This window comes from Streptomyces africanus (assembly GCF_030816955.1).
Classification (GTDB): domain Bacteria; phylum Actinomycetota; class Actinomycetes; order Streptomycetales; family Streptomycetaceae; genus Streptomyces; species Streptomyces africanus.
Genome location: NZ_JAUSYP010000001.1, coordinates 5,808,766 through 5,828,671 on the forward strand (window position 1 = coordinate 5,808,766; position 19,906 = coordinate 5,828,671).

15 protein-coding genes are annotated in these 19,906 nt (G+C 72.7%); 12 read left to right on the plus strand and 3 right to left on the minus strand.

What is annotated here, in order from left to right:
- Positions 1–256: 256 nt before the first annotated feature.
- The 5 genes from QF034_RS27085 (at position 257) to QF034_RS27105 (ending at position 10,074) form a co-directional block, all read left to right on the plus strand.
- Complete coding sequence (locus QF034_RS27085) at positions 257–3,643, plus strand: ATP-dependent helicase (protein ID WP_307177385.1); 3,387 nt, start codon at positions 257–259, stop codon at positions 3,641–3,643.
- 91 nt (positions 3,644–3,734) lie between these two features.
- Complete coding sequence (locus QF034_RS27090) at positions 3,735–7,253, plus strand: UvrD-helicase domain-containing protein (protein ID WP_307177386.1); 3,519 nt, start codon at positions 3,735–3,737, stop codon at positions 7,251–7,253.
- Between the two features lie 10 nt (positions 7,254–7,263).
- A complete protein-coding gene (locus QF034_RS27095) occupies positions 7,264–8,667 on the plus strand; it encodes a dipeptidase (protein WP_307177387.1) in 1,404 nt (467 codons plus the stop codon).
- Between the two features lie 155 nt (positions 8,668–8,822).
- Positions 8,823–9,767: an NAD(+) diphosphatase gene (gene nudC / locus QF034_RS27100; protein ID WP_307177388.1), complete on the plus strand. Its 945-nt coding sequence runs from the start codon at positions 8,823–8,825 to the stop codon at positions 9,765–9,767.
- Between the two features lie 154 nt (positions 9,768–9,921).
- Entirely contained in the window at positions 9,922–10,074 is a 153-nt protein-coding gene (locus QF034_RS27105; RefSeq protein WP_307177389.1) for a hypothetical protein, read from the plus strand.
- A gap of 41 nt (positions 10,075–10,115) precedes the next feature.
- Here QF034_RS27105 and QF034_RS27110 read toward each other — a convergent pair whose 3' ends face one another.
- Positions 10,116–10,358, minus strand: coding sequence for a mycoredoxin (locus QF034_RS27110; protein ID WP_004983675.1), 243 nt, complete (start codon positions 10,356–10,358; stop codon positions 10,116–10,118).
- 185 nt (positions 10,359–10,543) lie between these two features.
- Between QF034_RS27110 and QF034_RS27115 the strand changes: the two genes are divergently transcribed.
- The 5 genes from QF034_RS27115 (at position 10,544) to QF034_RS27135 (ending at position 14,450) form a co-directional block, all read left to right on the plus strand.
- The gene (locus tag QF034_RS27115) at positions 10,544–12,739 is read left to right on the plus strand and encodes an ATP-dependent DNA helicase UvrD2 (protein ID WP_370880856.1); all 2,196 of its coding nucleotides are present in this window, start codon (positions 10,544–10,546) and stop codon (positions 12,737–12,739) included.
- Positions 12,740–12,903: 164 nt separating this feature from the next.
- Positions 12,904–13,230, plus strand: coding sequence for a hypothetical protein (locus tag QF034_RS27120; protein ID WP_307177391.1), 327 nt, complete (start codon positions 12,904–12,906; stop codon positions 13,228–13,230).
- A 174-nt stretch (positions 13,231–13,404) separates the two neighbouring features.
- Positions 13,405–13,773, plus strand: coding sequence for a WhiB family transcriptional regulator (locus tag QF034_RS27125; protein WP_010047663.1), 369 nt, complete (start codon positions 13,405–13,407; stop codon positions 13,771–13,773).
- Positions 13,770–14,093: a putative WhiB-interacting protein gene (locus QF034_RS27130; RefSeq protein ID WP_307177392.1), complete on the plus strand. Its 324-nt coding sequence runs from the start codon at positions 13,770–13,772 to the stop codon at positions 14,091–14,093. The genes QF034_RS27125 and QF034_RS27130 overlap by 4 nt, the downstream gene beginning before the upstream one ends.
- Before the next feature lie 138 nt (positions 14,094–14,231).
- A complete protein-coding gene (locus QF034_RS27135) occupies positions 14,232–14,450 on the plus strand; it encodes a hypothetical protein (RefSeq protein WP_307177393.1) in 219 nt (72 codons plus the stop codon).
- Between the two features lie 37 nt (positions 14,451–14,487).
- Here QF034_RS27135 and QF034_RS27140 read toward each other — a convergent pair whose 3' ends face one another.
- Both QF034_RS27140 and QF034_RS27145 read right to left on the minus strand, forming a co-directional pair.
- A complete protein-coding gene (locus QF034_RS27140) occupies positions 14,488–15,858 on the minus strand; it encodes an ABC1 kinase family protein (RefSeq protein ID WP_307177394.1) in 1,371 nt (456 codons plus the stop codon).
- Complete coding sequence (locus QF034_RS27145) at positions 15,851–17,065, minus strand: TOMM precursor leader peptide-binding protein (protein WP_307177395.1); 1,215 nt, start codon at positions 17,063–17,065, stop codon at positions 15,851–15,853. The genes QF034_RS27140 and QF034_RS27145 overlap by 8 nt, the downstream gene beginning before the upstream one ends.
- Before the next feature lie 253 nt (positions 17,066–17,318).
- On the opposite strand from QF034_RS27145, the gene QF034_RS27150 reads away from it, so the two are divergent.
- Both QF034_RS27150 and QF034_RS27155 read left to right on the plus strand, forming a co-directional pair.
- On the plus strand, positions 17,319–17,927 hold the full coding sequence (locus QF034_RS27150; protein ID WP_307177396.1) for a M48 metallopeptidase family protein: 609 nt from the start codon (positions 17,319–17,321) through the stop codon (positions 17,925–17,927).
- Between the two features lie 240 nt (positions 17,928–18,167).
- Positions 18,168–19,904, plus strand: a complete 1,737-nt coding sequence (locus tag QF034_RS27155; RefSeq protein ID WP_307177397.1) for a TerD family protein — start codon at positions 18,168–18,170, stop codon at positions 19,902–19,904.
- The last annotated feature ends 2 nt before the right edge of the window (positions 19,905–19,906 follow it).

A 19,906-nucleotide genomic window follows, 5' to 3' on the forward strand; every position in this document is an offset into this window, starting at 1 on the left:
TGTGACCCGTGATCCTGACGGGGGAATCGGGGCACGCCGCCGCGATGACGTACGTTCGTGAGATGAGGGACATGAGTGCCGCATGCGCCTTGAGTGCCACAAGGGCCTCGGGTGACTGGCGGGAAGAAGGGGAAGCCCTGCTTCCGCCTCCCCCGTCGGCGTAGCGTCGGCGGCACGCGTCCCCGTCACCCCGCGGTCACCGCCCGCCACGCGCGGTGGCCCCCAACCAGCACTTCCACCAGAACCGGCGAACCACGTGAGCTCCTCTTTCTCCACCAGCGGCCTGTCGCACCCCCGGGTGCAGCGGGGGAACCGTGGCGCTTACCGACTGGTACGTACCCCTCCTGACCGGCTGGACCCCCCTCTTTTGGACGCCGCGCAGCGTTCCGTGGTTGACCACACCACCGGCCCGCTGCTCGTTCTGGCAGGTCCGGGCACCGGCAAGACCACCACGCTCGTCGAGTCCGTGGCCGAGCGCATCGCCCGGGGAGGAGACCCCGAGCGCGTCCTGGTGCTCACCTTCAGCCGCAGGGCGGCCGTCGAACTGCGCGACCGCATGGCCCTGCGCAGCGGCGCGGCCCACGCACCGCAGGCGACCACCTTCCACTCGTTCTGCTACGCCCTGGTCCGCGCCCACCAGGACAGCGACCTGTTCGTCGAGCCGCTGCGGCTGCTGTCCGGCCCCGAGCAGGACGTCTCGGTCCGGGAACTGCTCGCCGGCCAGGTGGACCTGGAGCGGCTCGGGCTCGCGCACGTGCGCTGGCCGGACGAACTGCGCGCCTGCCTGACCACCCGTGGTTTCGCCGACGAGGTCCGCGCGGTCCTCGCCCGCACCCGTGAACTGGGTCTCGGCCCGGACACCCTGGACGCCTTCGCCCGCCGCACGGGACGCCCCGACTGGCGCGCCGCCGCCGCCTTCCTCGCCGAGTACCTCGACGTGCTCGACCTCCAGGGCGTGATCGACTACGCGGAACTCGTCCACCGCGCGGTGCTCCTGGCCCACCGGCCCGAGGTCGCCGCGCGCCTCGCCGCCCGGTACGACGCCGTCTACGTCGACGAGTACCAGGACACGGATCCCGCTCAGGTACGACTGCTGCACGCGCTGGCCGGCGGCGGCCGCACGCTCGTCGCGTTCGGTGACCCGGACCAGTCGATCTACGCGTTCCGCGGCGCGGACGTGAACGGAATCCTCGACTTCCCGCACGCCTTCCCGCGCGCGGACGGCCGCCCGGCCCCCGTCGCCGTGCTGCGCACGTCCCGCCGCTCCGGCGCCGCCCTGCTGGCAGCCACCCGGCTGCTGACCCAGCGCATGCCGCTGACCCGCCTGCCCGCCGAGAAGGTGCGCGCCCACCGCGAACTCGCCCCCGTACGGGACGGCGGCCGCGTCGAGGCGTACACGTACCCGACGCCCGGGACGGAGCTGGACAACATCGCCGACATCCTCCGCCGGGCGCACCTGGAGGACGGCGTCCCCTGGAGCGACATGGCCGTCCTGGTGCGCGCCGGCTCCCGCATCATCCCGACGGTCCGCCGGGCCCTCACGGCGGCCGGCGTGCCCGTGGACGTCGACGGTGACGACGTGCCCCTGCGTCACGAACCGGCGGTGGCGCCGCTGCTGACGGCGCTGCGGGCGGTGGCCACGGCGGAGGTCTCGGGGACCGAGGGGGAGACGGCTTCGACGCAGGCGCCGGGGACCGATGGGGAGGCGGCTTCGGGGGCATCCGAGGCGGCCGACGCAGGGGCGGCTTCCGGGGAAGCCGAGGTGAGCTCCTGGCTCGACACCGAGACCGCCCTCACCCTCCTCACGTCCCCGCTGGCGAGCATGGACGCCGCCGACCTGCGCCGCCTCGGCCGTGCCCTGCGCGACGAGGAGCGGGCCGCGGGCAACCCGCTGCCGCCGCCCTCCGACGTGCTGCTCGCGCAGGCACTCGCCGAGCCGGAGCGCCTCGCCGTGCACGACCCCACGTACGCGCGTGGTGCCCAGCGCCTCGGCGCGCTGCTGCGCAAGGCCCGTGAGCGGCTGGCGGGCGGCGGTACGGCCGAGGAGGCGCTGTGGGACCTGTGGGAGGGCACGCCGTGGCCCGCGCGGCTGGAGCGGGCCGCCCGCCGGGGCGGCGCGGCCGGGCGCAACGCGGACCGGGATCTGGACGCCGTCTGCGCCCTGTTCGCGACCGCGGCCCGTGCCGAGGAACGCACCGGCGGGCGGGGCGCCCTCAACTTCCTGGAGGAGATCGAGGCCGAGGACATCGCCGCCGACACCCTCACGCGCCGCGCCGTACGCCCCGACGCGGTCCGCCTGATGACCGCGCACCGCGCCAAGGGCCTGGAATGGCGCCTCGTGGTCGTCGCGGGCGTCCAGGAGGGCCTGTGGCCGGATCTGCGCCGCCGCGGCTCCCTGCTGGAGGCCGACCGCATCGGCCGAGACGGACTCGCCGAACCCCTCACCCCCGGCGCGCTGCTCGCCGAGGAGCGCCGCCTGTTCTACGTGGCCGCCACACGCGCGCGTGAACGCCTCGTCGTGACCGCGGTCAAGGCCCCGGCGGACGACGGCGACCAGCCCTCCCGCTTCCTGACCGAACTCGGCGTCGAACCCAAGGACGTCACGGGACGCCCGCGCCGCCCGCTGTCCGTCGCGGCACTCGTCGCCGAACTGCGCGCCACCACGGTCGACCCGCGTGTCTCCGACGCCCTCCGGGAAGCCGCCGCCCGACGCCTCGCCCGGCTCGCCGCCCTCGCCGACGAGGACGGCCGCCCCTTGGTGCCGTCCGCGCACCCCTACCGCTGGTGGGGCATGTTCGAGCCGACCGAGTCCAAGGTGCCGCTGCGCGACCGCGACCAGCCCGTCGTGCTCTCCGGCAGCGCCCTCGACCAGCTCGCCAACACCTGCGCCCTGCAATGGTTCCTGGGCCGCGAGGTGAAGGCCGACGCGCCCGCGACCGCCGCCCAGGGCTTCGGCAACGTCGTGCACGTCCTCGCCGACGAGGTCGCCTCCGGGCACACCCCGGCCGACCTCTCCGTCCTCATGGAACGGCTCGACTCCGTGTGGAACGCCCTGGCCTTCGACGCGCCGTGGAAGTCGGACCAGGAGAAGGACAACGCGCGCGTGGCGCTCGAACGGTTCCTGAAGTGGCACGTCATGGACCGCACCGGCCGTACCCCGGTGGCCAGCGAGCACGACTTCGACGTCACCCTCCAAGCCGGCGACTACCAGGTGCGCATCCGCGGCCAGATGGACCGCGTGGAGGCGGACGGCGAGGGCCGTGCCTACGTGGTCGACTTCAAGACCGGCAAACAGGCGCCCACCGGCAAGGAGGTGGAGCGCCACCCGCAGCTCGCCGTCTACCAGCTGGCCGTCCGCGAGGGCGCCGTCGACGACGTCTTCGACGGGGTGCGCCCCGAGCCGGGCGGCGCGGAACTCGTCCATCTGCGCCAGGGCGCCGCCCAGCGCGACGGCGGCGAGACCCTGCCCAAGGTGCAGGCCCAGGAGCCGCTGGAGGGGGAGTGGGTCGGCGATCTGCTGGCCACCGCGGCCGGCAAGGTCCTCGACGAACGCTTCACGCCGACCGCCGGCCAGCACTGCACGCACTGCGCCTTCCGGGCCTCGTGCAGCGCGCGGCAAGAGGGCCGCCATATCGTGGAGTGATCTATCGCACCACCTGAGCTGACCTGCGCGTCTCCCGTCCCGGGAGCGGAACCGGCCGCCACTGTCAGTGGCCGCCGCTAGCCTCTCTGACGTGCCCGCCCGTATCACTGACCCCGAGCAGCTCAAGGAGCTCCTCGGCATCCCGTTCACCCCCGAGCAGATGGCCTGCATCACCGCGCCGCCCGCCCCGCAGGTGATCGTGGCCGGAGCCGGCTCGGGCAAGACGACGGTGATGGCGGCACGCGTGGTGTGGCTGGTCGGCACCGGCCAGGTCGCCCCCGAGCAGGTACTCGGCCTCACCTTCACCAACAAGGCCGCCGCCGAACTCGCCGAGCGCGTCCGCAAGGCGCTCGTCAAGGCCGGTGTCACCGACCCGGACGCCATCGACCCCGACAACCCGCCGGGCGAGCCGGTGATCTCCACGTACCACGCGTTCGCCGGCCGCCTGCTCACCGATCACGGCCTGCGCATCGGTCTGGAGCCCACGTCCCGGCTGCTCGCCGACGCCACCCGCTTCCAGCTCGCCGCGCGCGTACTGCGCGAGGCCCCGGGGGCCTACCCGGCCCTGACCCGTTCCTTCCCGGATCTGGTCGGCGACCTCCTCGCCCTCGACGCCGAGCTCGCCGAGCACCTCGTCCGCCCGGAGGCGCTGCGCGCGTACGACGCCGAGCTGCTGCTGACCCTGCGCGGCGCCAAGCTCAGCAACGGCGACCTGCGCAAGGTGCCCGAAGCGGCCGCCGCCCGCCGCGAACTGGCCGAACTGGTCACCCGCTACCGGGCCGCCAAGCGCGAGCGGGACCTGCTCGACTTCGGCGACCAGATCGCCCTTTCGGCCCGGCTCGCGAAGATCCCCGAAGTGGGCCACGCCCTGCGCGACGAGTTCCGGGTGGTCCTGCTCGACGAGTACCAGGACACGTCGGTCGCCCAACGCGTCCTCCTGGCAGGCCTGTTCGGCGAGGGCACCGGCCACCCCGTCACCGCCGTCGGCGACCCCTGCCAGGCCATCTACGGCTGGCGCGGCGCCTCCGTCGCCAACCTCGACGACTTCCCCGAGCACTTCGCCCACGCCGACGGCCGCCCCGCGACCCGGCAGGCCCTCAGCGAGAACCGCCGCAGCGGCGGCCGTCTCCTCGACCTCGCGAACGGCCTCGCGGAGCCCCTGCGCGCCCTGCACGCGGGCGTGGAGGCCCTCCGCCCGGCCCCCGGCGCCGAACGCGACGGCATGGTCCGCTGCGCCCTGTTGCGCACTCACGCCGAGGAGATCGACTGGGCCGCCGACTCCGTCGCCCACCTCGTACGGACCGGGACGGCACCCGGCGAGATCGCCGTGCTGTGCCGTACGGCGACCGACTTCGCCGAGATCCAGGGTGCCCTGGTCGCCCGGGACATCCCGGTCGAGGTCGTCGGCCTGTCCGGGCTGCTGCACCTGCCCGAGATCGCCGACCTCGTCGCCGTCTGCGAGGTCCTCCAGGACCCCGGCGCCAACGCCTCGCTGGTGCGCCTGCTGACCGGCCCGCGCTGGCGCATCGGCCCGCGGGATCTCGCCCTGCTGGGGCGGCGGGCCCGGCTCCTCGTGTCCCACGCGCGCGTGGAGGGCGACGACGACCCGGACCGCCGGCTCGCCGAGGCCGTCGAGGGAGTCGACCCGGCCGAGGTGATCTCGCTCGCGGACGCCCTCGACACGTTCCTGGAGACGCCGCTGGACGGCCACGGGGACGACGACGGGCTGCCCTTCTCGCCCGACGCGCGCGTGCGCTTCGCCCGCCTGGCCACCGAACTGCGCGAGCTGCGCCGCTCCCTGGCCGACCCCCTGATGGACGTCCTGCACCGGGTCCTCGCCGTCACCGGCCTGGAGGTCGAGCTGTCGGCGTCCCCGCACGCCCTGGCCGCGCGCCGCCGTGAGACCCTCTCCAACTTCCTCGATGTCGCCGCCTCCTTCGCCGCCGGCGACAACGAGGCCACCCTCCTCGCCTTCCTCGGCTTCCTGCGCACCGCCGCCCAGTACGAGAAGGGCCTCGACAACGCCCTCCCCGGCGGCGAGAACACCGTCAAGGTGCTCACCGCCCACAAGTCCAAGGGCCTGGAGTGGGACGTCGTGGTCGTCCCCGGGCTGGTCACCGGCACCTTCCCCAGCAGTCAGGGCCGCGAGAAGTGGACCTCCCAGGGCAAGGTCCTGCCGCACCGGCTGCGCGGCGACGCCGACACCCTGCCCGACGTGGAGTCCTGGGACGCCAGGGGCCTGAGGTCCTTCCACGAGGCCATGAAGGACCACCAGCACACCGAGGAACTCCGCCTCGGCTACGTCACCTTCACCCGCCCCCGCTCCCTGCTCCTGGGCTCGGGCCACTGGTGGGGACCGACCCAGAAGAAACGCCGCGGACCGTCCGCGTTCCTCCAGGCCCTGTACGAGCACTGCGCGGCCGGTTACGGCGAGATCGAGGCCTGGGCGGACGAACCCGCCGAGGACGAGGAGAACCCGGCCCTGCACCAGGCCACCGCCGACCAGGTGTGGCCCCTGCCCCTGGACGAGACGGCCCTGGCCCGCCGCCGCGCCGCCGCCGCGACCGTCCTGGCGCACCTGGAGGACCTGGCGGCCCACGAGGACGGGCACCCCGCGGCCGTGCACGACCCGGACAGGGCCGACGACCCGGAGTGGCCGCCTCCCCCCGAGGACGACGAGCCTCCGTACGACGAACCGGACCCGTTCGACGACGATCCCTTCGAGGGCGACGCCGTCGCGGAAGACCCGGCGGACCGGGGCGAGCGGCAGGCCGGCCAGGACGAGTGGCCGGCGGAGCGCCCCACCGTCCCGCACCAGGCGGCCCCACCGGAACTCCCCGCTGCGCGTCCCCACCCCAGGGCCCCCGGACACCCCCGCCTCACCCCCGAGGAAGCCCGCACCGTCGCCTCCTGGGACCGCGACCTCGACGCCCTCACCGGAGAGCTCCTGCGCGCCCGCGACAGCGTCACCGAGGTCCCCCTGCCCGCATCGCTCACCGCGTCCCAGGTGCTGCGCCTGGCCGCCGATCCGGACGGCTTCGCACAGGAACTGGCTCGCCCCATGCCCCGCCCGCCGCAGCCCGCCGCACGCCGCGGCACCCGCTTCCACGCCTGGGTCGAGGCCCGCTTCGAAGCGCTGACGCTGCCGTTCCTGGAGCCCGGGGAACTGCCCGGCAGCGACGCCGAGATCGCCGACGAACAGGACCTGGAAGCCCTCAAGGACGCCTTCGAACGCACCGAGTACGCCCACCGCACGCCCTACCGCGTGGAAGCCCCCTTCCAGCTCGAGATCGCCGGCCGCGTCGTACGGGGCCGCATCGACGCCGTCTACAAGGAGGGCGACGGTCAGGAGACGACGTACGAGATCATCGACTGGAAGACGAACCGCACCCGCACCGCCGACCCGCTGCAGCTGGCCGTCTACCGCCTCGCCTGGGCAGAGCAGCAGGGCGTGCCGCTGGAGTCGGTCACAGCCGCGTTCCTGTACGTGCGCAGCGGCGAGGTCGTACGGCCGGACGACCTGCCGGACCGGGCCGCGCTGGAGCGGCTGCTGCTCGGGGAGCCGTCCGGTGAGGAACCGCACTCCGAGGACGTCAGTGCGGGCCGATAGGCTCGTGACCATGAGCCAGACCCCGGACAGTGTCGTCCGTACGTACATCGCGCAGCACCGCGCGGCCTTCCTCGACGACCTCGCCGAGTGGCTGCGCATCCCGTCGGTGTCGGCGCAGCCGGACCACGCGCCCGACGTACGACGCAGCGCCGACTGGCTCGCCGCCAAGCTGAAGGAGGCCGGCTTCCCGACGGCCGAGGTCTGGCAGACCCCGGGCGCGCCCGCCGTCTTCGCCGAGTGGCCCTGTGACGACCCGCAGGCGCCCACGGTGCTGGTCTACGGCCACCACGACGTGCAGCCCGCCGCCCGGGAAGACGGCTGGGACAGCGAGCCCTTCGAGCCGGTCGTCCGCGACAACCGCCTCTACGGGCGCGGGGCGGCCGACGACAAGGGCCAGGTGTTCTTCCACACCCTCGGTGTCCGCGCCCACCTCGCCGCCACCGGCCGCACCACCCCGGCGGTGCACCTGAAGCTGCTGATCGAGGGCGAGGAGGAGTCCGGCTCGCCGCACTTCCGGGCCCTCGTCGAGCAGCACGCCGAGCGGCTCGCCGCCGACGCGGTGATCGTCTCCGACACCGGCATGTGGTCCGAGGACACCCCCACGGTGTGCACCGGGATGCGCGGCCTCGCCGAGTGCGAGATACGGCTGCACGGCCCCGACCAGGACATCCACTCCGGCTCCTTCGGCGGCGCGGTGCCCAACCCGGCGACCGCCGCCGCCCGCCTCGTCGCCGCCCTGCACGACGAGCACGCGCGCGTGGCGATTCCCGGCTTCTACGACGGCGTGATCGAACTCACCGACCGCGAGCGGGAACTCTTCGCCGAACTGCCCTTCGACGAGCGTCAGTGGCTGCGCGCGGCCAAGTCGTACGCCACCCAGGGCGAGGCCGGGTACACCACCCTGGAGCGCGTCTGGGCCCGCCCGACCGCGGAGGTCAACGGCATCGGCGGCGGCTACCAGGGCCCCGGCAGCAAGACCGTCGTGCCGTCCTCCGCCATGGTGAAGCTGTCCTTCCGGCTGGTGGCGGGCCAGGACCCCGGCCAGGTGGAGAAGGCCGTCCGCGCCTGGGCCGAGCAGCAGGTGCCCGCCGGGATCCGCTGCGAGATCACGTTCAGCGGGGCCACGCGCCCGTGCCTGACGCCGCTGGACCACCCGGCCCTGAAGTCGGTCGCCCGCGCCATGGGCCGGGCCTTCGAGAAGCCGGTCCGCTTCACGCGCGAGGGCGGCTCCGGACCGGCGGCGGACCTCCAGGACGTGCTCGGCGCTCCGGTGCTCTTCCTCGGCATCTCCGTCCCGTCCGACGGCTGGCACGCCCCGAACGAGAAAGTGGAACTCGACCTGCTCCTCAAGGGCGTCGAGACCACCGCATACCTGTGGGGCGATCTCGCCGAGCACTGGCGCCATGCGCCCTGAGCGTCCCGCGCCGTCCGGACCGGCAGCGCGCGCGGGGCACACTGGAAGGGCTGCCCCGTCCCGCCCCACCCCGCCGGACCCGGTCGCCTCCCGCCGTACGTCCCGCTGATCAGCCCGCCGAACCCGACAGTCCCACCGGGGAGTTGGAAGCACCCGTGACCACCTGGACCGACCAGAACGCCGACCGACCCATCTCGCTCACCGCACCGAGCGGCATCGACCGGGCCGCGCACCACCGGCTCGACGAGGCCTGGCTCGCGGCGGCGTGGAGCCACCCCTCCACGCGCTGTTTCGTGGTCTCCGGCGGCCAGGTCCTCATCGACGAGACGGCGGACGGGCGCACCGAACTCGTCATGACGCCCTCCTTCGAGGCCCCCCTCACCGAGGCCCACCGCTACTTCCTCGGCATCGACGAGGACGGCGTCAGCTACTTCGCCCTCCAGAAGGACTCCCTGCCCGGGCGCATGGACCAGTCCGCGCGGCCTGCGGGGCTGCGCGAGGCGGGCCTGCTCCTGTCGGCCCGGGACGTGGGCCTGATGGTGCACGCGGTCGGCCTGGAGAACTGGCAGCGCACACACCGTTTCTGCTCCCGCTGCGGCGAGCGCACCGTCATAGCCGCGGCCGGTCATATCCGCCGCTGCCAGGCCTGCGGCGCGGAGCACTACCCGCGAACGGACCCGGCCGTGATCATGGCCGTGACCGACGAGGAGGACCGCATCCTGCTCGGCCGCCAGGTGCACTGGCCCGAAGGCCGCTTCTCGACGCTCGCCGGTTTCGTCGAGCCCGGCGAGGCCATCGAGCAGTCGGTGCGCCGCGAGGTCCACGAGGAGGTCGGCATCACCGTCGGCCAGGTCGAGTACGTCGCCAGCCAGCCCTGGCCCTTCCCGTCCAGCCTCATGCTGGGCTTCCTGGCCCGCGCCACCTCGACCGAGATCGACGTCGACGGGGACGAGATCCACGAGGCCCGCTGGTTCTCCCGCGACGAACTGCGCGCCGCCTTCGACTCCGGCGAGGTGCTCCCGCCGTACGGCATCTCGATCGCGGCCCGGCTGATCGAGCTCTGGTACGGCAAGCCGCTGCCGACGCGAAGCGTCGCCTGACGGGGGCCGCCCGCGTGCCCGACCCGTACTGGAACCACAACGTCCATCCGCCCGCGCGCACGCGCACGTGCCCGGCAACGTCACGGCGGCACCCCACCGCCACGCAGGTCCGGGTGTCGTCCGGCACCACAGCGTGGAACGCCACACGGCCGGGATGCCCATGGAAGACGTGCACATGTCCTGGGAAGAGATCCGGCAGGCGGCCCACCGGTTGCTGCCCGGCTGCGCCTTCCGCCGCACGCTGCTGTGGCGTTACGTCGTGGTGTGGGACAAAACAGGGGGCATACCACGAGAAGGCGGCCCCTGAGACGCCTCAGGAACCGCCTTCCCGGCACAACCGCGCGGCGACTACGCGCCGATCTTCTGCTTCACCTGAGCCAGGGACGGGTTGGTGAGGGTGGAGCCGTCCGGGAACAGAACGGTGGGCACCGTCTGGTTTCCGCCATTCGCCTTCTCCACGAACGCGGCGGACTCCGGGTCCTGCTCGATGTTGATCTCGGTGTACGCGATGCCCTCGCGGTCCATCTGGCTCTTCAGCCGACGGCAGTAGCCGCACCAGGTGGTGCTGTACATCGTCACAGTGCCCGGCATGTCTCTCGTGCTCCTTCGGTGGCTCGGGGACAGGTGGTTCGCAGTGGTGGAACGTCCATGACAGGGCCACCATTCCCGCGGCCCGCGCCCGGCCGGACGTGACGCCTGCCGCATTCGTACGACTATCAGTGCCTGCCTGTGGACAACCGGCACAGCCGTTTCGCGCGACCTGGCAGCATGGCTGTGTGACAGCAGCAACGCACTCCACCCTGTTCCCGCAGGTACCGAACACCCCCGACGCGGTCCTCGAAGGGCTCGACCCCGAGCAGCGCGAGGTGGCTACGGCCCTGCAGGGCCCGGTGTGCGTCCTGGCGGGCGCCGGCACGGGCAAGACCCGGGCGATCACTCACCGCATCGCCTACGGAGTGCGCGCCGGCATCCTGCACCCCTCCAGCGTGCTCGCCGTCACCTTCACCAATCGCGCCGCCGGGGAGATGCGGGGCCGGTTGCGCCAGCTCGGCGCCGCCGGCGTCCAGGCACGCACGTTCCACTCGGCGGCACTGCGTCAGCTCCAGTACTTCTGGCCGAAAGCGATCGGCGGCTCCATGCCCCGGCTCGTCGACCGCAAGATCCAGCTCGTCGCCGACGCGGCCGCCGCCTGCCGCATCCGCCTCGACCGGGGCGAGCTGCGGGACGTCACCGCCGAGATCGAGTGGTCCAAGGTCACCCAGACCGTCCCCGCCGACTACGCGCCCGCCGCCGCCAAGGCCGGCCGCGAGACCCCCCGCGACCCCGCCGAGATCGCCCAGCTCTACGCCGCCTACGAGGACGTCAAGCGCGAGCGCTCCGTCATCGACTTCGAGGACGTGCTGCTGCTGACCGTGGCCGTCCTCCAGGACCGGCACGACATCGCCGAGCAGGTCCGCGCCCAGTACCAGCACTTCGTGGTCGACGAGTACCAGGACGTCAGCCCCCTCCAGCAACGCCTGCTGGAACTGTGGCTGGGCGACCGGGACAGCCTGTGCGTCGTCGGCGACGCCAGCCAGACGATCTACTCCTTCACGGGAGCGACCCCGGACCATCTGCTCGACTTCCGCACCCGCCACCCCGGCGCCACGGTCGTCAAGCTGGTCCGCGACTACCGCTCCACCCCGCAGGTCGTCCACCTCGCCAACGGCCTGCTCGCCCAGGCGAAGGGCCGCGCCGCCGACCACCGCCTGGAGCTCGTCTCCCAGCGCGCCCCGGGGCCCGAGCCGGTCTACGCCGAGTACACGGACGAGCCCGCCGAGGCGGAGGGCGCGGCCCGGCGCATCCGCGAGCTCGTCGACGCGGGGGTCCCGGCCGCCGAGATCGCCATCCTCTTCCGGACGAACGCGCAGTCCGAGACCTACGAGCAGGCCCTCGCCGACGCCGGAGTGCCCTACCAGCTGCGCGGCGCCGAGCGGTTCTTCGACCGTCCGGAGGTGCGCAAGGCGAGCGTCGCCCTGCGCGGCGCGGCCCGCTTCGGCGGCAACGACTCCCTGCTGGACGACGCCGTCGACCTGCCCTCCCAGGTCCGCGCCGTGCTCTCGGGCGAGGGCTGGACACCGCAGCCACCGGCCGGATCCGGCGCCGTGAGAGAACGCTGGGAGTCCCTGGCCGCCCTGGTGAACCTCGCCCACGACTTCGCCGCCGCCAAACCCGGCGCCAGCCTGGCGGACCTCGTCGCCGAACTCGACGAACGGGCGAACGCCCAGCACGCCCCCACCGTGCAGGGCGTCACCCTCGCCTCCCTGCACTCGGCCAAGGGCCTGGAGTGGGACGTCGTCTTCCTGGTCGGCGTCGCCGAGGGCATGATGCCGATCACCTACGCCAAGACCGACGAACAGATCGAGGAAGAGCGCCGCCTCCTGTACGTCGGCGTCACCCGTGCGCGGGAACGCCTCCACGTCTCCTGGGCCCTCTCCCGTTCCCCCGGAGGCCGCCCCAACCGCCGCCCCAGCCGCTTCCTCGACGGGCTGCGCCCTGGTTCGGCGGCCACCACGGCCCGTACCGCCGCCGGCGGCACGGGCGGCATCGAGCGCGGCATCCCCGGAACCAGGGGTTCCGCCCCGAGACGAGTGCAGCGAACGCCCGCCCGCTGCCGAGTCTGCGGCCGCACGCTGACCGACGCGGGCGAGATGAAACTGATGCGCTGCGACGACTGCCCCTCCGACATGAACGAGGGTCTCTACGAGCAGTTGCGCGAGTGGCGCGCCGACCAGGCGCGGCGCAGTGGCCAGCCCGCCTTCTGCGTCTTCACCGACAGGACGCTGATGGCCATCGCCGAGACCGCGCCCGACGACGAGCACGAGCTGGCGCGCATCCCGGGTGTGGGGATGCGCAAGCTCAATCGCTACGGAACCGACGTACTGGCCATCTGCGCAGGCCAGTACGCCGGAGGAGACACAGATCAGGACTGACACGAACTCGTCGAAAAAATAGTTTGCGCATGCCCCAGCAATCCCCATAGGTTCTTAGGCACGAGAGCAGCGGCCTTCTCGGAGGCCCTGATTCCGTGTTGTACTTGCATATCCGCAGGACTGGTTCAACCAGTCCCCCGAGACGCCGAGAGGAGGCGAGTCCAGTGATCAGCATCAACACCAGCTCCGTCAGCATCGTGAAAATGACCGATCGCTCGGCCGTCTCCGCGTGCATGCTCGCCGTTTCGAACCTGGGCACCGGTCTGTCCGGCATTCGTGCCGCGCGTCCGGCGTCCTCCTCCGTTGCTCCCGCGGGCCTTCCCGTCCGTGAGCGCAATGAGCGACCGACCAAGGCACTGGAAGCGGCAGTAGTGGCACAGGCGCAGGCCTATGCCTTTACGGCGACCGGTGCCGGATTCCGGAAGCAGACGACGCAGCACCACCAGATGTGGGCCTTCCGTGGGCCAGAACCCTGGAGTGATCCAGCCTGATCGCAGATCAGGCCGGCGCCTTCAGGGCCGCGGAACCCCATCCGGGATCCGCGGCCCTTCTGTTTGTCCCTGAACAGGGACGACGGACCGAAGGAGCCTCGGGACAACAAAAGAACCCGGTACCAGCCGCCCCTCGGCCAACAGGCCGGAACGACCAGACGAGGAAGACGAACCGTGCAACTCGAAGCGCACGCCCCGTCCGTACCGCCTTCCGAAACGATCCCCAAGCCCGGCTCCACGGAGGACTCCGCCTTGACCCCGCTCACCGCGCTCACCGCGCTCGACGACGCCATCGAGAACCTCGGCGTGCCCGTCCCGTGCCGTTCCTACGACCCGGAGGTCTTCTTCGCCGAGTCGCCCGCGGACGTCGAGTACGCCAAGTCCCTGTGCCGCACCTGCCCGTTGGTCGAGGCCTGCCTCGCCGGCGCAAAGGAGCGGCGTGAGCCCTGGGGCGTCTGGGGTGGCGAGCTGTTCGTGCAGGGTGTCGTCGTCGCCCGGAAGCGGCCGCGTGGCCGCCCGCGCAAGAACCCGGTCACAGCATGAACACCGCAGGAACGATCGACCGCCCCCTCACGCACGACCCCCAGAAGCAGGCCCCGATGAAGCCGTCCATTGATGAGCCCGCAGGCTCCGCGACCCAAGACTTCACCACCACCGGCGCGAAGGACTCGCGTCAGAACAGGACCCGAGAGATGCAACTCATCCCAGAAGCCATGGCTCGTGCGCATATGCACGACCGACTGCAAGAGGCGGAGCGGGAACGCCCGGCCGTGCGCCTGGCGACCGCCCGCCGGATGCAGCGCAGGGCGGAGCGCGCCTCACGGCGTGCCCGCCGGGCGCTCGCCATGGCGGTCATGCAGTAACCGACCTCACCTGAAGCGGTGGCCTCCCGAGCCCGGGAGGCCGAGCTCTCCCCGCGGGGGCCGGTCCGTGCCGAACGGACCGGTCCCCGCGGTGCGTTGTGCGCCCCGGGCCGTCGGGCACGGCGATATCGTCGCCGGGTGACGAGTCCTCCCTCAGGCGGTGACGACAGCTCCGCAGCGGAGCCTCAGCCGCTCGTGTGCGACCGCTGCGGCACGTCGGCCGGCATCCTGGCCGACGGCCCACCACTCACCTGGACCCACTCCGTCGAGAACGGCGTCCGCCGATACTTCTGTGAGACCTGCTCGCGGGACAACCTCAGGTCGATCGAGGGACGCCTGGACTCGGACTGGTGGTGAGGCGCGGGCACCGGTCGGCCTTGGTGCCCGATGATGCTCATGCCTCCGCCACCGAGGCTTCGCCGTCCGCCGGGTCCTCCGGGAGGAACCCCGGCAGCCACTCCTCCAACTCCTCGCGCAGCCGCACCGTCGCCCCCAGCTGGCACAGGACGCCGATCGTGCTCAGCGTCACCCGGTGGATCAGCAGATACGACGGCGGCAGGTTGAGCTGCTTGCCCAGCTGGTAGGCGGGGGAGCGCGGGTCCGCGATGCGGGCCGCCTGGCTGCGCATCCAGCCGCGCGTGAACGTGAACTCCTCGACCTCGGCCGGTTCGATGATCGGCAGCAGGTAGTCCAGGACCGCGTCGGGATCCAGCTCTATGGTCTCCTTCACGAACCCCTCCGCGCACAGGAGCTCGTAGACCGCCTCGGCCTCCCCGTCGAGGGTCATCCGCAGGGACTCGCCGATGGTGCCCGGCAGACCGCCGGGGAGACGGTCGACCGTGCCGAAGTCCAGGACGCCCAGGCGCCAGTCGTCCTCACCGTCCGGGCCGCCGGGCAGCAGCCGGAAGTTGCCCGGGTGCGGATCGGCGTGCAGCAGGCCGGTGCGGGCGGGGCCGGAGAACAGGAACCGGGCCAGGAGCTGTCCGGCCCGGTCGCGCTGCTCCTGGGTACCGTCCGAGATGATCTCCGACAGGGGAATGCCGTCGATCCACTCCGTGATCAGGACCTGGTCGGACTGATGCACCACGTGCGGCACGATCACGTCCGGGTCGTCCGTGAACTCCTCGGCGTGCGTCTGCTGGGCCTGGGCCTCCAGGCCGTAGTCCAGCTCCTCCGAGACGCGGTCCTTCAGCTCCGTGATCAGCGGCTTGATGTCCATGCCGGGGATCAGCGGGCCGAGCAGGCGGGAGAAGCGGCTCAGCTGGTTCAGATCGGACAGCAGGGCCTCGCCGGCGCCGGGGTACTGCACCTTGACCGCCACCTCGCGGCCGTCATGCCACACCCCGCGGTGCACCTGGCCGATCGAGGCCGCCGCGGCGGGCTTGTCCTCGAACTCCAGGAACAGCTCGTGCCAGCCCTCGCCCAGCCGCTCCTCGAGCACCGCGTGCACGGTGCGCGTCGGCATCGGCGGCGCCGCCTCCTGGAGTTTGGTCAGCGCGGCCCGGTAGGGGCCGGCCACCTCCTCGGGCAGCGCGGACTCGAAGACGGACAGGGCCTGGCCGAACTTCATCGCGCCGCCCTTGAGCTCACCGAGCACCTTGAACAGCTGGTCAGCCGTGCGCTGTTGGAGTTCGCGGCCGACGAGCTCCGCGGACTCGCCGACGATTCGCTTGCCGAATCCCCAGGTCGCCCGCCCGGCGATGCCGAGCGGGAGCGCGGCGAGCTTGGCGGTCCGGGTGACCGCCTTCCGGGGAAGATCAGACATGCGCCCTCCAAGTCCCAGCCGGCCGCTTCGCCGCTGCCTTACGGCACTGCGCCGACGGCCGTTGCACCGCCATTGTCTCGTGTGACTCCCCATCCTCCGAGGGGTGCTCCCCCTTTCCTCTCTCCGCCGCCCCGCACGGGCATGCCGGATGTGCCCAGACCGGCCGCGCATGCCAGTGCAGACCGGGCACGGAGACCTCCCAGCGCGCCCCGGCGCTCGACGGAACCCGGCCGTCCAGGAAGGCGAGCGCATGGGCGGCGGCCAGTCCGGCCACCGTAGTGGCCAGCGTCAGGTCGCAGGGCCGCACCTGTCGCTGCCTGCCGGAGCGCCACTGGGCGACCAGACGGGGCCAGGTCGGATCGCGGTCCGTGCGGTTCTCGTGCAGGCACCGCGCGCAGCCTGTCTCCCCGGGCAGGACGAGCGGGCCGATCATCCCCGTCCCCTCCACGACCCCGGCGTACAGATGGGGTGTCCCGGCGGACATCAGGGGTTCGGCGGCCGACGGGTCCGGCGCGTGCACGGCGACATCGTCACGCGGGGCGACGATCACCAGCGAGAAGCCCGGGTCGCCTTCCTCCCGGGAGGTCCGGGGCGTCGCGCGGCGCGGCGGCCGGTCCGGGGCCGCCCGGCGCACGGCCCGGCGGGCCGACTCGTCCCTGCGGTCGCCGACGGCCTCCGCGGGCAGCCCGCCCGGCGCGACATCCCACGGTTCCACACGGCCGCCGTCGCGCACGTCGACCTCGCCCACACCGGCCCCCGACAGCAGCGACGCCAGCACGGCACCCACCCGGCCCGCGCCCCGCACCTGCACGCGCTGCGAGCGCCGGGCGGCCAGCTGCCGCATCGCGTCACCCGGTGCCGAGGTGGTCAGAGACAGGGAAGCCAGGTCGGGGCGCAGCCGGTCGAGGACCTCCTTCTTCTGCCGCAGGGCGTCGGCGGCCGGCCCGCCGCCCCGCGCGTCGTCGAGGAGACCGGCCCCGGCGAGCCGCCGCACCAGCCCGTCGACATGGCCCTCGGGCAGGTCCATCCGGCGCCCCTCCTGGCGCAGCAGCTCCAGCCCCCGTGTGCCGTTCAGCAGGTCCAGGAAGCTGCCCGTCGCCAGGTCCATCGGGCCGAGTGTCATCGCATGCGCCGGTGTCATCCCGAACTGCACGGTGTTGAGGTCGCGCCAGCCGCGCCTGAGCGCGGGTTTCACCATCGGATGCATGACAGGCCCCCGTGTGCCATAGATCGTCCCCGTATGCCGCGCGCCAACCCGGATACAGGCCGGCCTGGTCCCCAGCCGGGCCTGTCCGTCGCTTCGCCGACAACAGCCAGCATGCCCAAACCGGTCGCCGGCCGCAGAAAGTTGTCCACAGGCGCGGGGATTCGTCGTACAAATCCGGCGGTCGGCGGGGGGCATCGGCATCGAACCCTCTCAGGGCCGGGACTTCCCCGGGTACAGCGGGTAACGTCGGGGCGTGCCCGCCGACCCACTGCACCGCGCCGGAAAGCCACAGCGCAGCACGACGAGCCAGCCGCCGAGCGGCTCGGGGGCGAGCGCGATCGAGGTCCGCAGGAGCGCCCGCCGACGCAGAACGGTCTCCGCGTACCGCGAGGGCGATCGCACCGTGGTGCTCATCCCCGCCCGGATGTCCGAGGCGGAGGAGCAGCGCTGGGTGAACGTCATGCTCGACAAGCTGGCCGCCCAGGAGAGCAAGCGGGCCCTCGGCGACGCCGAGCTGGCCGAGCGGGCCCGGCGCCTTTCGGACCAGTACTTCGACGGCCGGGCCCGGCCCGCTTCGGTGCGCTGGGTGACCAACCAGAACACGCGCTGGGGATCCTGCACCCCGTCCGAGGGCAGCATCCGCCTGTCCCACCGTCTCCAGGGCATGCCCGAGTACGTCGTCGACTACGTCCTCGTCCACGAACTCGCCCATCTGCTCGTCCCCGGACACGGCCCCCGCTTCTGGGAGTTGCTGGAGGCCTATCCGCGCACGGAGCGGGCCCGGGGCTACCTCGAAGGCGTGGTCGCGGCCGAGCGGTTGCCCCATGTGCCCGGTGCGCGGGGCGAGCGCCCTGCGGACTGAGCGTCCCGTGCGCTGATCATCCCGCGGGCTGAGTGTCCCGTGGGCCGAGCGCCCGGCTGTGCACCTGCGATGAGCACCCACGGCGAACCCCGGGGTAAGTGACCGCTTTCCGCGAGAGAGCAGCCCATACGGCCGGGCACGGGTTCTGTACCGGCTCTGTACCGACTGCGTCCGGTGTCCGAGTTTGCCGTTAGCCTGGCGCGACGCAATCACGTTCTGGATGGGGGACGGTCGTTACGCATGGCCAGGGAATTCCAACGCGGCCACAAGGCCAGGATCAGTGACCTCACCGCGGGCACGGATCTGTACGTAGGTGTACAGATCGCCGGCCCCGGGCTGACCTTCGACATCAGCTGCTTCGGCCTCGACGCCGACGAACGGCTCTCGGACGACCGGTACTTCGTCTTCTTCAACCAGCCGAAGTCCCCCGAGGAGTCCATTCAGCTCCTGGGCGCCCAGGCGGGCGACACGGAGTCCTTCCGGGTGACGCTCGACCGGATCCCGCCGCAGATCCAGAAGCTGTCCTTCACGGCGACGATCGACGGTGCCGGCCAGATGTCGCAGATCGCCCCCGGCTACATCCGCATCGTCGCGGGCGGCGAGGAGGTGGCGCGCTACTCCTTCAACGGCTCGGAGTTCTCCACCGAACGGGCCGTGATGCTCGGCGACTTCTACCTGAAGGACGTCTGGCGGTTCGCCGCCGTCGGGCAGGGCTTCGACGGTGGTCTCGACGCGCTGCTGAAGAACTTCGGCGGCGAGGTGGCCGAGGAGGAGACGCCCGCGCCCTCCGCGCAGCAGCCGCAGGCCGGCGCCGCCCCGGGCTTCGCACCGCCCGCGTTCGGCGTCCCGGGCACTCCGGAACCGGCTCCGGCACCCGCACCGGCAGCGCCCCCGGCTCCCGCCCCGGCGCCCGCTCCCCAGCCCGCCGCGCAGGGCTTCGCGCCCCCGCCCGGCGCCACTCCGCCTCCGCCCCCGGCGCCCGCACCCCAGGTGCACGCCGCCCCGACCATCGTCGCGCCCATGAACACCCCGCCCGGCGGCTCCCCGGTTCCGCCCCCGGCCCCGGCGCCCGCGCCCTACGGCCAGCCGGGCCAGCAGCAGCCGCCGTACGGCCAGGTCCCCGGCCAGACGGCCCCGCCGCCCCCCGGCTACGGCCAGCCTCAGGCAGCACCCCAGGCACCTCATGCCCCGGCCCCGCCCCCGGGATACGGCCAGCCCACACCGCCCCCGGGCTACGGACAGCAGCCGCCCGGGCAAGCCCCCTACGGAGGGCCGCAAGGAGCGCCTCAGGGATCTCCCCAGGGAGCACCGCAGGGCCCCGGTGTCGCCGCCGCGCTCCAGAAGTTCAAGGAGACCCCCACCGGGCAGCGCTGGACGCAGCAGAACAAGAAGCTCGTCCGCGTCGACCTCGGCATCGGCGGGCAGCCCGTGCTGGCCCGCCAGGGCAGCATGGTGCTCTACCAGGGCAAGGTCGACTTCAGCTACAAGGGCGCCGGCTTCGCCGGCCGGATCGTGGGCAACGCGACCGGCCAGGAGATGCAGCTGATGCGCTGCACCGGCCAGGGACAGGTGTTCCTCGCCGAGGACTCCACGATGCTGCACCCCATCGAGCTCCAGGGCGACGGCATCTGCGTCTCCGCCGAGAACGTCCTCGCCTTCGACGAGGGCCTCCAGTACGAGGTGCGCCGCATCGAGGGGCACGGCATCCCCGGCGGCGCGCTGTTCACGATGCAGTTCACGGGCACCGGCACGATCGTCGTGAAGACCCACGGCACGCCCGTGGTCCTGCCGGTCACGCCCACCACGTTCGCCGACTGCAACGCCGTGGTCGCCTGGTCGGCCGCCGCCCAGGTCGTCGTCTCCAGCCAGGTGCGGATGCGCCGCAACGCCTACCCGGGGGACAGCGGGGAGAGCGTCAACCTCCAGTTCCGGGGAGCGCCCGGGAACTTCATCGTCGTCCAGCCGTACGAGGTCTGAGG

Coding starts and splice junctions, on each gene's coding strand:
- QF034_RS27155 (WP_307177397.1), top strand. CDS start 18,168: ATGGCCAGGGAATTCCAACGCGGCCACAAGGCCAGGATCAGTGACCTC.
- QF034_RS27145 (WP_307177395.1), bottom strand. CDS start 17,065: ATGCATCCGATGGTGAAACCCGCGCTCAGGCGCGGCTGGCGCGACCTC.
- QF034_RS27130 (WP_307177392.1), top strand. CDS start 13,770: ATGAACACCGCAGGAACGATCGACCGCCCCCTCACGCACGACCCCCAG.
- QF034_RS27140 (WP_307177394.1), bottom strand. CDS start 15,858: ATGTCTGATCTTCCCCGGAAGGCGGTCACCCGGACCGCCAAGCTCGCC.
- QF034_RS27095 (WP_307177387.1), top strand. CDS start 7,264: ATGAGCCAGACCCCGGACAGTGTCGTCCGTACGTACATCGCGCAGCAC.
- QF034_RS27105 (WP_307177389.1), top strand. CDS start 9,922: ATGCCCATGGAAGACGTGCACATGTCCTGGGAAGAGATCCGGCAGGCG.
- QF034_RS27110 (WP_004983675.1), bottom strand. CDS start 10,358: ATGCCGGGCACTGTGACGATGTACAGCACCACCTGGTGCGGCTACTGC.